Annotated in this window: 13 protein-coding genes and 1 pseudogene; 2 read left to right on the forward strand and 12 right to left on the reverse strand. The window is 72.5% G+C overall.

Annotated features, from left to right (window positions below):
* Positions 1-134 precede the first annotated feature (134 nt).
* The 4 genes from IG94_RS0107805 to IG94_RS0107820 all read right to left on the reverse strand — a co-directional run bounded on the left by IG94_RS0107805 (position 135) and on the right by IG94_RS0107820 (position 3,721).
* A complete protein-coding gene (locus IG94_RS0107805) occupies positions 135-968 on the reverse strand; it encodes an alpha/beta fold hydrolase (protein WP_031032872.1) in 834 nt (277 codons plus the stop codon).
* A gap of 102 nt (positions 969-1,070) precedes the next feature.
* Positions 1,071-1,901, reverse strand: coding sequence for an SAM-dependent methyltransferase (locus tag IG94_RS0107810; RefSeq protein WP_031032875.1), 831 nt, complete (start codon positions 1,899-1,901; stop codon positions 1,071-1,073).
* 77 nt (positions 1,902-1,978) lie between these two features.
* Positions 1,979-2,884, reverse strand: coding sequence for an SMP-30/gluconolactonase/LRE family protein (locus IG94_RS0107815; protein WP_031032877.1), 906 nt, complete (start codon positions 2,882-2,884; stop codon positions 1,979-1,981).
* Between the two features lie 102 nt (positions 2,885-2,986).
* Complete coding sequence (locus IG94_RS0107820) at positions 2,987-3,721, reverse strand: SDR family oxidoreductase (protein WP_031032878.1); 735 nt, start codon at positions 3,719-3,721, stop codon at positions 2,987-2,989.
* Between the two features lie 136 nt (positions 3,722-3,857).
* On the opposite strand from IG94_RS0107820, the gene IG94_RS0107825 reads away from it, so the two are divergent.
* A complete protein-coding gene (locus IG94_RS0107825; RefSeq protein WP_031032880.1) occupies positions 3,858-4,703 on the forward strand; it encodes a helix-turn-helix domain-containing protein in 846 nt (281 codons plus the stop codon).
* On the opposite strand, the gene IG94_RS0107830 is transcribed toward IG94_RS0107825, so the two are convergent.
* On the reverse strand, positions 4,700-5,281 hold the full coding sequence (locus IG94_RS0107830) for a TetR/AcrR family transcriptional regulator (RefSeq protein WP_031032882.1): 582 nt from the start codon (positions 5,279-5,281) through the stop codon (positions 4,700-4,702). The two genes, IG94_RS0107825 and IG94_RS0107830, sit on opposite strands and share 4 nt — an antisense overlap.
* Positions 5,282-5,311: 30 nt before the next feature.
* A complete protein-coding gene (locus tag IG94_RS0107835) occupies positions 5,312-5,896 on the reverse strand; it encodes a TetR/AcrR family transcriptional regulator (RefSeq protein ID WP_031032883.1) in 585 nt (194 codons plus the stop codon).
* A 140-nt stretch (positions 5,897-6,036) separates the two neighbouring features.
* On the opposite strand from IG94_RS0107835, the gene IG94_RS0107840 reads away from it, so the two are divergent.
* Positions 6,037-6,774 (forward strand): SDR family oxidoreductase, encoded by a 738-nt coding sequence (locus tag IG94_RS0107840; RefSeq protein ID WP_031032886.1) that lies wholly within the window; start codon positions 6,037-6,039, stop codon positions 6,772-6,774.
* 28 nt (positions 6,775-6,802) lie between these two features.
* Here IG94_RS0107840 and IG94_RS44305 read toward each other — a convergent pair.
* The 6 genes and pseudogenes from IG94_RS44305 to nadE all read right to left on the reverse strand — a co-directional run.
* Positions 6,803-7,048 (reverse strand): annotated as a pseudogene (locus IG94_RS44305) (hypothetical protein); the annotation flags it as partial.
* Positions 7,049-7,056: 8 nt separating this feature from the next.
* Entirely contained in the window at positions 7,057-7,710 is a 654-nt protein-coding gene (locus tag IG94_RS0107845; protein WP_031032887.1) for a maleylpyruvate isomerase N-terminal domain-containing protein, read from the reverse strand.
* Positions 7,711-7,808: 98 nt separating this feature from the next.
* Positions 7,809-8,900 carry an AI-2E family transporter gene (locus IG94_RS0107850; protein WP_031032889.1) on the reverse strand — a complete coding sequence of 364 codons (1,092 nt, stop codon included), beginning with the start codon at positions 8,898-8,900 and terminating at the stop codon, positions 7,809-7,811.
* 90 nt (positions 8,901-8,990) lie between these two features.
* Positions 8,991-10,514 carry a glycerol kinase GlpK gene (gene glpK, locus IG94_RS0107855; protein WP_031032890.1) on the reverse strand — a complete coding sequence of 508 codons (1,524 nt, stop codon included), beginning with the start codon at positions 10,512-10,514 and terminating at the stop codon, positions 8,991-8,993.
* 42 nt (positions 10,515-10,556) lie between these two features.
* Entirely contained in the window at positions 10,557-11,399 is an 843-nt protein-coding gene (locus IG94_RS0107860) for an MIP/aquaporin family protein (protein WP_031032892.1), read from the reverse strand.
* Between the two features lie 144 nt (positions 11,400-11,543).
* Positions 11,544-12,374 (reverse strand): ammonia-dependent NAD(+) synthetase, encoded by an 831-nt coding sequence (nadE, locus tag IG94_RS0107865; protein WP_031032897.1) that lies wholly within the window; start codon positions 12,372-12,374, stop codon positions 11,544-11,546.
* Positions 12,375-12,439 lie beyond the last annotated feature (65 nt).

Genomic DNA, 12,439 nt, shown 5'->3' on the forward strand with positions numbered 1-12,439 from the left:
CGCGAACTGCAGACACTCCTCGCGATCTGGACCGGCGCCTGCCCCACCTGTCACCGCGACATCCCAGACCTCACACCGACATGACCAAGCACTACTAGGCGTTCCGCCGCCCGTCCCGGTCCCGTGCGGGCCGCTCAGGGCAGGCCGCGGAAGAAGTCGAGGAGCGCCGCCGTCAGCTCGGCCGGCGCGTCCTCCTGGACCAGATGACCCGCGTGGGCGATCGGCTCCCACCGGGCCCCGGGCACGATGCCCGCGAGCTCGCGCCCCTTGGCCGCGGGAATCCAGGCGTCGTCCTCGCCCCAGCAGACCAGCGTCGGCACCTCGATACCGGCGTACCGGCCCTGCATCTCGTCGGTGTACCGCTGGTCCGCCTGGGCGATCTGCCGGTAGAAGGCCGGCTGCCCCGACTCGCCCAGCCACGGATCCACCAGCCGGTCCAGGACCCCCGGGTGCAGGCCCGGGCCACCGGTGGAACCGACGTACTCGCGCACCAGGGCCCGGTGGAGCGGCGGAGGCAACTGCTCGAAGACCTCGGCATGCTCGCGGACCAGCCGGAAGAACGGCGAGCCCCAGGGCGCCAGCGCGACCGGGTCGACCAGGGCGAGCGCCCGGTACCGGACGCCGTGCAGCAGATGTGCCCGCAGCGCGACGGCACCTCCGAAGTCGTGGGCGGCCACGAGCGGGTTCTCGATGCCCCAGTGCTCCAGCAGCCGGGCGAAGAGCCGGCCCTGCGCGGCCAGCGACACGTCCTGCCCCGGGTACTTCTCCGAGCGTCCGTAACCGGGCATGTCCCAGACGAACACCTGGTGGTCGCGGGCCAGCGAACGGGCCACCGCGCGCCAGACGTACGAGGAGAAGGGCGTGCCGTGCAGCAGGACCAGCGGGCGTCCGCCGGGGGCGCCCAGCCGGTTCCAGCGGACGGTGCCGAGCTCACCGGCGAACGACTCGGGCAGCGGCCATTCGGACATGGTGCGGGTTCCTCTCGATCGGGCCGACCGGTTCGGCGGGCGCGACGGGCGGTTCGACCGGCTCGACGGGCCCGGTCGGGTCGGCCTGCGCCGGTCGGGACGTCACGGCTTGCGGGCGAGGCCGCCGTGTTCGCCGATGGGATCCGGAGCGGGAGCACCGGCCTCCGGACGCCACAGCGGCACCGGCACGACTCCGGGCTCCACCAGCTCCAGGCCGTCGAAGAACGACGTGATCCGGTCGACGGTGCGCAGCACGTACGGCGCGGCACCGCTCTCGTTGTAGGCGTCCTGGGCCCGCTCGAACTCCGGGTCGCTGCCCCGCGAACCGTCGTTGACGGAGAGGTAGCCGCCGGACGGCAGGGCGTCCACCAGGCGGGCGACGACGGCACGCGCCCGGTCGTCGTCGGGGATGTGGCCGAGGATGTTGCTGAGGATCAGGGCGACGGGCCGCTCGAAGTCCAGCGTCTCGGCCGCGGCCGCGAGAACGGCGTCGGGGTCGAGCACGTCGCCGTCGACGTAGGCGGTCGCGCCCTCGGGGGTGGAGTAGAGCAGCGCGCGGGCGTGGGTGAGGACCGTCGGATCGTTGTCGACGTAGACGATGCGGGCCTCGGGGGCGATGCGCTGGGCGACCTCGTGGGTGTTCTCGGCGGTGGGCAGACCGGTCCCGACGTCGAGGAACTGCCGCACGCCCGCCTCCGCGACCAGGTGGGTGACGGTACGGCGCTGGAAGGCGCGGCTGCTGCGGGCGATGGTGACGATACCGGGGAAGACGGCCGTGTACGCGTCGCCCGCCTGTTCGTCGACCGGGTAGTTGTCCTTCCCGCCCAGCCAGTAGTTCCAGATCCGGGCCGAGTGCGGCACGGAGGTGTCTGCCCTGTGCTGTGCGGCCCTGTGCTGTGCGGTGGGGCCGGGTGCCGCCGAGGGGTCGCTCATGGGACGGTCCGTCCTTCAGCCGATGCGTGGGTGCCTGCGCCCAACCTACGCGCCAACGGCCCCCGGCCGCGCCCGGGTTACCGCCGGGCGCCCGTCACCGACATCACCAGTGAGTACAGGGACGTGGTGGCCGTGATGAACAGGCGGTTGTTCCTCGGGCCGCCGAAGGCGATGTTGGAGACGGGCTCGGGCACGCGGAGACGGCCGATGAGGGTGCCGTCGGGGTCGTAGCAGTGGACACCGTCGTGCAGCGCGGCGGCCCACAGCCGGCCGGCGTCGTCGAAGCGGATGTTGTCGAAGTGCACGTCCCCCCGGCCCTCGGCGAAGACCTCCCCGTCGGACAGCGTGCCGTCCTCGCGGACGTCGAAGGCGCGGATGCGGGCGGCCCGGGAGTCGGAGACGAACAGCCGCCGCTCGTCGGGCGTGAGGATCACGCCGTTGGGCCCGTCGAAGCCGTCGGCGGCGAGCCGTACCGCTCCCGACACCGGGTCGATCCGGTACACGTGGCAGGCGCCGATCTCCGACTCCGCGCGATGGCCCTCGTAGTCGCTCAGGATCCCGAAGTCCGGGTCGGAGAACCACACGGTGCCGTCGGAGCGTACGGCGGAGTCGTTCGGGCTGTTGAGCCTCCTGCCCTCGAAGTGCTCGGCGAGGACGGTCACGGTCCCGTCGGGCTCGGTGCGGGTGACGCGCCGGTTGCCCTGCTCGCAGGTGACCAGGCGGCCCTGCCGGTCCAGCGTGTTCCCGTTGCTGTGGCCGGCCGGGGCGCGGAAGACGCCGACCGCGCCGGTGGCCTCGTCCCAGCGCAGGATGCGGTCGTTGGGGATGTCGCTCCAGACCAGCTGACGCCAGGCCGGGAGGTACAGCGGGCCCTCGGCCCAGCGGCAGCCGTCGTACAGCAGCTCCAGCCTGCTGTCGCCGTCCGTGCAGTGTCCGGTGCGGAAGCGGTCGTCCAGGATCTCGTACGGACCTTCGGTGGACATGGTGTCCTCTCGGCGCGGTGACGGGCACTCGCGGTCAGCATGTCATCCGGGTGCCGTCCGGGGACGGACGACGAAGCAGGCCGGGACCCCGGGCCGGGCCGGCTACTGCGCACTGGCGGCCGGGCGCACCACGATCTCGTTGACGTCCACCTCGGGCGGCCGGGAGACGGCGAAGGCGATCGCGTCGGCGATCGCGGACGCCGGTACGGCCACCGAGCGGTAGGCCCTCATGTCCTCGCGGGCCCGCGCGTCGGAGATGGAGTCGGCCAGCTCCGACTCGGTGACACCCGGGGAGACCACACTGACCCGGACGTCCCCGGCCGACTCCTGCCGCAGCCCCTCGGAGAGGGCGCGCACGGCGAACTTGGTCGCGGAGTACACGGCCGAGGTCGGCACCACCTCGTGGGCGCCCACCGAGGCGACGTTCACGACATGTCCGCCGCCCTGCCGCCCCATGACGGGAAGGACGGCCGCGATGCCGTACAGCACCCCGCGAACGTTCACGTCGATCATCCGGTCCCACTCGTCGACCTTCAGCGCGGCGAGCGGCGACAGCGGCATCACGCCGGCGTTGTTGACCATCACGTCCACCCGCCCCCACAGCTCGGCGGCGGCCGTCACGAACGCCCGGACGTCGGCGGCGTCGGTGACGTCGAGGCGCCGGAAGTCCGCGGTGCCGCCCTCGGCGGCGATCCGCCCGGCCAGCTTCTCCAGGCGCTCGGTGCGGCGCGCGCCCAGGAAGACCCGGTGGCCGTCGGCGGCCAGGCGCAGGGCCGTGGCCTCGCCGATCCCGCTGCTCGCCCCGGTGATCAGAACGGTCTTGGAGTGGTGCGTCATGGCGATGTCCTTCCGAAGTCCTGCCGCTGTCTGCGCCACCGAGTCTGTGCGGGTCGGCGCGGACGGACCAGGACGGTCCCCGCCCGGGTGCGGCACACCCAGGCAGCGCCGGGAGCGGCCGCCTAGCCTGTACGGCATGGACGACAACCATCTGGGGGAGTTCCTGCGGGCCCGCCGGGCCGGGCTCGCACCGCGGGACGTGGGCATGGTCAGCCACGGCACCCGCAGGGTCGCCGGGCTGCGCCGCGAGGAGGTGGCCGTCCTCGCCGGAGTCAACGCCGACTACTACACCCGCCTGGAACAGGGGCGCGAACGCAACCCCTCGGCACAGGTGCTCGACGCCCTCGCGCGGGCGCTGCACCTGGACACCGACGCCCGGGTCCACCTGTTCCGGCTGGCCGGCAGCGCACCCGCCGGGGAGACGCCCCACACCGCCGAAGGGGTCGGACCGGCGCTGCGCCAGCTGATGGACGGCTACCCGCACACCCCGGCGTTCGTGCTCAACCGGACCCTGGACATCCTCGCCGCCAACGCCCTGGCCGAGGCCCTCTTCACCCCGTTCGACCCCGCGGACAACCTGGCCCGCATGACCTTCCTCGACCCGGCGGGCCGGCACTTCTACCGCGACTGGGAGCGGGCGGCCCAGGCCACCGTCGCCAACCTGCGCCAGGCAGCCGGCTTCGACCCGGACAGTCCGCGGCTGCGCCGGCTGGTCGCCGCCCTCGGTGACGGCAGCGCCGACTTCACCCGCCTGTGGAACACCCACGCGGTGCGCGGCAAGACCCGGGACGCCAAGAGCCTGGACCACCCGGAGGTCGGTGCGCTCGACCTGACCTACCAGTCCTTCGACGTACGCGACGCACCCGGGCAGCAACTCGTCATCTACCACGCCGAACCGGGCGGGCCCAGCGCCCAGGCCCTCGGCCTGCTCGGCTCCCTGCACGCCACCCGGCGCGGCACCGGCGCGGGGCCGCGCGGTTAGGGGGTGCTTACCGCGCCGCGGGCGGATTCGGTGCGGAGCACCTCGAAGCACTCGTCGAGGAGCTGCCGCAGCCGCGGCCGACGGGCCCCGTCGACCCAGCGCCGGAAGGCGACCTTGAGTACCGCGATCGCCGCCTCGGCGGCCAGCCGTGCGGCCAGTTCGTCCACGCCGCGCTCGCGCAGCGCGTCGGCGAGCGACTCGGAGAGGGACGCGAGCTTGATCAGTTCGCGTTCGCGCAGCTCCGCGTTGGCGTCGATGACGCCCTGGCGTTGCAGGACGAGGTCACCGCGCTCCTCGAAGACGCCCGCCGCGGCGTCGAGCGCGGCGGCCGTCGCCTCCAGTGCCGTCGCCGTCGCGGGCGCCGCCGCAACGGCGTTCACGCAGAGCTCCGCCAGCGTTCCGGTGCCGCCGAAGAGGACCTCCCGCTTGTCGGCGAAGTGCCGGAAGAACGTCCGTTCCGTCAGCCCCGCGCGCGCGGTGATCTCGGCGACCGTGGTCTGCTCGTAGCCGCGCTCCACGTACAGCTCCAGTGCCGCCTGCTCCAGGCGTCCGCGTGCGTTCGGCTCCCATCGACCCATGCCGCGGAGTCTACGCGAGGGCAGTCACTGTCATGTCGGGCGCGGCGCCACGGGGCGCAGCCCGTCGAGGAGGAGGTCGAGAAGGCGTTCGGCCTGTTCGCGCTGTTCGGGGCGGGCCGAGGTGAGGGCGATGCCCGCGAGGGCGGCGAACATGTCCGTGGGCCTGATGTCGGACCGGATCTCGCCGGCGGCCGCGCCGGCGTCCATGAGGGCGGTCAGGGCCGCCTGGATCAGTTCCCGGCTGTCGGCGTACGGGTTGCCGCCCGAGGCGACGACGGCCCGCAGGGCGTCCGCCATGCCGAACTTCGCGGTGGCGTAGTCGACGAAGCGGCGGGTCCACGCGCGCAGCGCCTCGGCCGGCGGCAGCTCCGCCAGCAGCCCGGGCGCAGCGTCGCAGAGCCGGGCCACCTCGTTGCGGTACGCCGCCTCGATCAGGGCCTCCCGGGTGGGGAAGTTCCGGTACAGGGTGCCGCTGCCGACGCCCGCCTCCTTGGCGATGCGTTCGAGATGGGCGTCCAGCCCTTCCTCGCTGAACATCCGCACGGCCGCGGCCAGGATCTTGTCCCGGTTGCGCTGCGCGTCGGCCCGCAGCGGACGTTTCGGGGCGTCGGACATGGCGGCTCTCCTTGTCACCGTCACCGGTTGCTAAGTGGAGGCGTCCCCGCTTAGTCTGACGGAAGTGGCGGCGCCTCCACTTCTACTCTAGGGCACGGCGGAGCCCTGCCCTCCAGCACCATCCGGAAGGACTGCCCAACATGTCGGGAATCGAAGGCAAGGTCGTGGCGATCACGGGCGCCGGCGGCGGCATCGGCGAGGCGAGCGCCCTCCTGCTCGCCGAGCGCGGAGCCAAGGTCGTCCTCGGGGCGCGCCGTGCGGACCGTCTCGAAGACGTGGCCCGGCGCATCGGGGAGAACGGCGGGGAGGCGGCCTGGATCCGCACGGACGTGACCCGCCGCGAGGACCTGGCCGGACTCGTCGGTCTGGCCCGTGAGCGGTTCGGCCGGCTCGACGTCCTCGTCAGCAACGCCGGTGTCGGCCCGATCTCGCCGCTGGACGACCTCCGCGTCGACGACTGGGAGCAGATGATCGACGTCAACCTGAAGGGGGTCCTCTACGGCATCGCCGAGGCCCTGCCCGTCTTCCGGGAACAGGGCTCGGGCCAGTTCGTCAACATCGTGTCCACCGCCGGACTGCGCATCACGCCGCTCATGGCGGTCTACGCCGCGACCAAGAACGCGGTGCGCACCGTCTCGGAGGGCCTTCGGCAGGAGGCCGGTGACAGCCTGCGTGTCACCGTGGTCTCGCCCGGGTTCGTCCACACGGACTTCGCCGACGGCATCCCGGGCCCCGAGGCCAGGGCCCAGACGCTCGGCACCAGGGACCGGATCGCGATCCCGCCGCGGGCGGTGGCCCGCGCGGTCGCCTTCGCGGTGGAGCAGCCCGACGCGGTCGACGTCGGCGACATCGTCGTCCGCCCCACCGCGCAGGACTAGAACCTGCTCCCCGGCTGACGGGCACGAGCCGTGTGAACGGCCGGGCCGCGAAGAGCAGGCAGGCGCTCAGCGCGTGCAGCTGGAACAGCAGGGGCGCGACGGCGATCGCATCCGGACGGGGCGACGCCGAGTCGGGGTGTGGCCCCCGTGCCGGTCGAGCGGCACCGGGAGACCCGCCCCGGCGGTCCCGGCCGATTGGTATCGAGCTCCGGTTCGGCGGTCCCGGTCGGTCGGTTTCGAGCTCCGGCTCGGCGCCCCGGACAGTCCGTTTCAAGCCCCGGATCAGCCGACCGGGCGCGGCAGCCGCTCGGCCCCGTCGCCCAGGGACGCCCGCTCCGCCCCGGTCGGCGCGCGGCGGCCCGTGCCGACCAGGAGGGCGTCCTCGTCGGAGAAGGACCGGGGCAATTCCATCCCGGCGACTCGCTCGAACAGCGCGCGTGCCGCCGCCAGTCCCTCGGCGGGGGGCCGCGCCGCGCCCGGGAGGCGGGCGACCAGATCGAGGTGGTGGAGCGTCCACTCCAGGACGTACGCGCCCAGGTAGTCGCCCGCCGTGAGTACCTGGCCCTGCGTCTCGACCCGGCCCACGGGGTCCGCGAGCGCGGCGGCGCGGCCGGCGGCGGAACCGACGTCGTCGAGGTGGAACTTGAGCAGCGACGGCTGCTCGTAGGCGGCGGCCAGACGGACGGTCAGCGCGTCCAGCGGATCGTCCCCCGTCGGGGGTTCGACGACCCGCCAGTAGGTCACCGCGTCCCGGGTCGGCTCCGCGGCGGCCGGGGTGGCCAGGGTGATCAGCACGTCCTGGGCGTCGACGACCAGGTGGCACACCAGGTCCCGCACGAGCCAGCCGGCGCAGCCGGAGGGCGCTGCGAAGTCCTCGTCACCGAGGCCGGCGACCGCGGCGCGCAACGCCGCCCAGGAAGAGGAGAAGAGATCCACGCCCGCCAGCCAACACCACCGGCCGCCCCGCCGCGACCGAATTCGCGCGGGCCGCGCCGGAACGCCCGCATCCACGGCGGGTCGCCGCCCGCCGCCGCTCAACCGCCCGCGGGTGCGGCCTTCTCGGGCGGGTCGGCCAGCTGCTCGCGCACGTAGTTCCAGACCACCGCGATCAGCGCGGCGAGCGGTACGGCGAGCAGGCTGCCCACGATGCCGGACAGGCTGCCGCCCAGCGTCACCGCGAGCAGGATCACCGCGGCGTGCAGGCCCAGGCCGCGGCTCTGGATGATGGGCTGGAAGACGTTGCCCTCCAGCTGCTGCACCACCACGATGATGGCGAGCACGATCAGCGCGTCCGTCAGGCCGTTGGACACCAGGGCGATGAGCACCGCCACGAAGCCCGCGAACAGGGCGCCCACGATGGGCACGAACGCGGACACGAACGTCAGCACCGCCAGCGGCAGTACGAGCGGCACGCCCAGGATCCACAGCCCGAGTCCGATGAACACGGCGTCGATCAGACCCACGAGGGCCTGCGACCGGACGAAGGCGCCCAGGGTCTCCCAGCCGCGCAGGGCGACGACCGGGACGTCGGTGGCCAGCCGGCCGGGCAGCTGCCGGGTGAGCCACGGCAGGAACCGCGGGCCGTCCTTGAGGAAGAAGAACATCAGGAAGACGCCCAGAACGGCGGTGACCAGCCCGTTGACCACCGAGCCCACCCCCGTCGCCACAGCGGTGGTGATGGTGCCGACACTGTCCTGGACGCGTGCCACCGCCGAGTCGACCGCACCGCTGATCTGGTCGTCGCCGATGTTGAGCGGCGGCCCCGCCGCCCACTCGCGCAGCCGTTGGATGCCCTCCACCACCCCGTGCGTCAGCTCGTCGGTCTCGGAGGACATCGGCACCGCGATCAGTGCCACGATGCCCAGGACGACCAGGAGGAACGCCACCGTCACCACCGCGGCGGCCAGTGCCGGAGGCCACCCGTGCCGGCGCAGGAAGCGGGCCGGGGGCCAGGTCAGCGTGGTCAGGAGCAGGCCGACCACGAGCGGCCACACGACCGGCCACATCTGGCCCAGGACCCAGAGGGTCACCGCGAGCATGACGAGTATCAGCAGCAGCTCGCCCGAGACACGTGCGGCGGCGCGCAGCGCGGTCCGGGTCTTCGCGGCACTCAATCCGGCAGACATGGGGATCACCCTACGGGGACGCCCGTGCGGGCGTTCACCGCGGTGAACGCCCGCACGGGCGTGCCGTCCGGCCGGTGGGCCGGCCCCGGATCAGTCCTCGGGGACCTTGACCCAGTCGAGTGTGCGCTCCACCGCCCTCTTCCAGCCGGCGTACCCCTCGGCGCGCCGGTCCTCGGACCACTGCGGCTCCCAGCGCCTGGACTCCTGCCAGTGCGTGCGCAGTTCGTCGGTGTCCCGCCAGAAGCCCGTGGCCAGGCCCGCCGCGTAGGCCGCGCCGAGCGCGGTGGTCTCCGCGACGACGGGGCGGCTGACCGGGACGCCGAGGATGTCGGCCTGGATCTGCATGCACAGGTCGTTGGCGGTGACCCCGCCGTCGACCTTGAGCACGTCCAGGTGGACCGAGGAGTCCTGCTCCATGGCCTCGACGACGTCGCGGCTCTGGTAGCAGATGGACTCCAGAGTCGCCCGCGCCAGATGCGCGTTGTCGTTGTAGCGGGCGAGGCCGACGATCGCTCCCCGGGCGTCGGAGCGCCAATAGGGGGCGAACAGGCCCGAGAAGGCGGGCACGAAGTACATGCCGCCGTTGTCCTGGACGGTGCGGGCGAGTTCCTCGCTCTCCGCCGCGGTCTTGATGATCTTCATCTGGTCGCGCAGCCACTGCACGGCGGACCCGGTCACCGCGATGGAGCCCTCCAGCGCGTAGACCACCGGGCTGTCCCCGAACTGGTAGGCCACCGTGGTGAGCAGGCCGTGCTCCGAACGGACCAGCTCCGTACCGGTGTTGAGGACCAGGAAGTTGCCGGTGCCATAGGTGTTCTTGGCCTCGCCGGGAGCGAAGCAGACCTGCCCGACGGTGGCCGCGTGCTGGTCGCCGAGGACTCCGCAGATGGGCACGGAGGCACGCAGCGGCCGGGAGGTGCGGGCCGTGCCGTAGGCCTCCCGGTGCGAGGAGGGATTGATGGTGGGCAGCATGGAGCGGGGGATGCCGAAGAAGCCGAGCAGTTCCTCGTCCCAGTCGAGCGTCTCCAGGTTCATCAGCATCGTGCGGCTGGCGTTGGTCACGTCGGTGGCGTGGATGCCCCCGTCGGGTCCGCCGGTCAGGTTCCACAGGATCCACGCGTCCGTGTTGCCGAACAGGGCATGTCCCGCCTGCGCCGCCTCGCGGACGCCGTCGACGTTCTCCAGGATCCACTGGATCTTGCCGGCCGAGAAGTACGTCGCCGGGGGCAGCCCGGCCTTCTGCCGGACGACGTCGCCGCGGCCCGAGCGCTCCAGGGCCGCCGCGATGGCGTCGGTGCGGGTGTCCTGCCACACGATGGCGTTGTAGTAGGGACGGCCGTTGCGCGGGTCCCAGACCACCGTGGTCTCCCGCTGGTTGGTGATGCCGATGGCCTCCAGGTCGCCCCCCGACAGGCCGCTGTGGCGCAGGGCGTTCTGCATCACCGAGTTGGTCCGCTCCCAGATCTCCACCGGGTCGTGCTCGACCCAGCCGGACCGGGGGAGGATCTGCTCGTGCTCCAACTGGTGCTTCGCCACCTCGTTGCCGCCGTGGTCGAAGATCATGAACCGGGTGCTGGTGGTCCCCTGGTCCACCGCGCCGATGAAGTCCGCCATGTCGTCGTGCCGCCTCTCCGGCCGGTGCCGGTCTCCTGGTGGTCAGTCCTCCGGTGCGGGGACGCGCCCCGGCTCCGGCTGTGCGGTCGGCAGGAACCTGCTGATGAGCACCTTGTACAGGCCCGCGCCGAGCAGGCCGCCGATCAGTGGTCCGACGATCGGCACCCAGAAGTAGAAGTTGCCGTACTGGTCCCGCCACGCTCCGCCGTATCCGGTCAGGAAGCTCGCCAGCCGGGGTCCGAAGTCACGGGCCGGGTTGATGGCGTAGCCGGCGTTGGTGCCGAAGGCCATGCCGATGGCGACCACGACCAGGCCGATGACGAAGGGGGCCAGGTTGGCCTTCGGGGGGTCGTTGAGCAGGTCGGTCAGGGCCATGATCAGCAGCAGCAGGATGGCGGTGCCGATGACCTGGTCGCGGAACGCGCCCCATTCGTGGACCGGCAGCGCCGTGTTCCCGTTGGCGGGGAGGGTCGAGAAGACGAACTGCGTCTTGAGGGTGTGGCCGGGGTCGGCCTTCGCCAGCGCCTCGGTGTAGTTCCAGCGCACCAGGAGCGCCGCCACGAAGGCGCCCAGCGTCTGGGCCAGCGTGTAGGGGAGCACCTTGCGCCAGGGGAACCCCTTGAACGCGGCGAGGGCCACGGTCACCGCGGGATTGATGTGGGCGCCGCTCAGCCGCGCCGCGACGTAGACGCCCAGGGTGACACCGAGCCCCCAGGCCCAGGCGATGCTGTCGTGGTCGCCGAGCCCGCCCTGCGGGTCCGTCAGGGCGCCGCCCGCGACGACCTGGGCCACGACGCCGCAACCGAAGAGGATGAGGATCATCGTGCCGGCGAACTCCGCCGACAGTTCACCGATCAGACCGGATCTCTTGAACCGCTCAGCCATGGAAGCTCACCTTCCGCCGGCTCGACCGGCTGTCGACTGCTCGAGCGTTTCCTCGCACAGATTAAGTCGACATCCGGCAATGCGCACATAATGGACATCCGGGGTGGTGCCCGGGGTGAGCGTCCATGACGAGCGGTCACCCGCTCACGGGGCGATCGGCAGCCTCCGCTTGTGCTCGGTCTGCCGGTAGCGGGTGACGATCTTCTCGAAGGCGTCCGCCGGGACCGGCCTGCCCTCCAGGAAGTCGTCGATCCGGTCGTAGCTGACCCCGAGGGCGTCCTCGTCGGCCTTGCCGGGGTCGAGGGTCTCCAGGTCGGCCGTCGGTACCTTGCGCACCAGCTCGGCCGGGACGCCCAGCGCGTCGCCCACGGCGCGCACGCGCCGCTTGGTCAGCCCGGTCAGCGGGACCACGTCGGCGGCGCCGTCGCCGAACTTGGTGAAGAAGCCGGAGACCGCCTCGGCCGCGTGGTCGGTGCCCACGACCAGGCCGTTGTGCGCCCCGGCCACCGCGTACTGCGCGATCATGCGCTGGCGGGCCTTGATGTTGCCGTGTACGAAGTCCTGGTGGTGGGCGTCGCGGAAGGCCACGTCCGCGGCGAGCAGCGCCTGGAGCGCGGCGTCGCTCGCGGGCTTGATGTCCACCGTCAGTACCTCGTCGGCCCGGATGAAGGCGAGCGCGCGCTGGGCGTCGTGCTCGTCGGCCTGCACCCCGTGCGGCAGCCGCATCGCGTAGAAGCGCGCCTCGTGCCCGGCGGCCCGGGCCCGCTCCACGGCGAGCTGGCACAGCCGCCCCGCCGTCGTCGAGTCGACACCGCCGCTGATGCCGAGGACGAGCGAGCGCAGCCCGGTGGAGGTCAGCCGCTCGGCGAGGAAGGCCACCCGGCGCTCGATCTCCTGTTCGGCGTCGAAGGTCTGTGCGACCTCCAGTTCCCGGGCGATCTCCAGTTGCAGGGCGATGGATGCCGGCTCGCTCAATTCCGCTCCTTGTTCGATCAGCAGGGCATGCCTCTCCACCCTACCGACCGGTGGCCGGCGGACCG

Source organism: Streptomyces olivaceus (genome assembly GCF_000721235.1).
GTDB lineage: Bacteria > Actinomycetota > Actinomycetes > Streptomycetales > Streptomycetaceae > Streptomyces > Streptomyces olivaceus.

Bases quoted from the DNA above. Each gene is read 5' to 3' on its own strand.
- IG94_RS0107860 (WP_031032892.1), bottom strand. From the start codon at position 11,399: ATGGCTGAGCGGTTCAAGAGATCCGGTCTGATCGGTGAACTGTCGGCG.
- IG94_RS0107805 (WP_031032872.1), bottom strand. From the start codon at position 968: ATGTCCGAATGGCCGCTGCCCGAGTCGTTCGCCGGTGAGCTCGGCACC.
- IG94_RS0107830 (WP_031032882.1), bottom strand. From the start codon at position 5,281: ATGGGTCGATGGGAGCCGAACGCACGCGGACGCCTGGAGCAGGCGGCA.
- IG94_RS0107825 (WP_031032880.1), top strand. From the start codon at position 3,858: ATGGACGACAACCATCTGGGGGAGTTCCTGCGGGCCCGCCGGGCCGGG.
- IG94_RS0107850 (WP_031032889.1), bottom strand. From the start codon at position 8,900: ATGTCTGCCGGATTGAGTGCCGCGAAGACCCGGACCGCGCTGCGCGCC.
- IG94_RS0107835 (WP_031032883.1), bottom strand. From the start codon at position 5,896: ATGTCCGACGCCCCGAAACGTCCGCTGCGGGCCGACGCGCAGCGCAAC.
- IG94_RS0107820 (WP_031032878.1), bottom strand. From the start codon at position 3,721: ATGACGCACCACTCCAAGACCGTTCTGATCACCGGGGCGAGCAGCGGG.
- IG94_RS0107810 (WP_031032875.1), bottom strand. From the start codon at position 1,901: ATGAGCGACCCCTCGGCGGCACCCGGCCCCACCGCACAGCACAGGGCC.
- IG94_RS0107840 (WP_031032886.1), top strand. From the start codon at position 6,037: ATGTCGGGAATCGAAGGCAAGGTCGTGGCGATCACGGGCGCCGGCGGC.
- glpK (WP_031032890.1), bottom strand. From the start codon at position 10,514: ATGGCGGACTTCATCGGCGCGGTGGACCAGGGGACCACCAGCACCCGG.
- IG94_RS0107815 (WP_031032877.1), bottom strand. From the start codon at position 2,884: ATGTCCACCGAAGGTCCGTACGAGATCCTGGACGACCGCTTCCGCACC.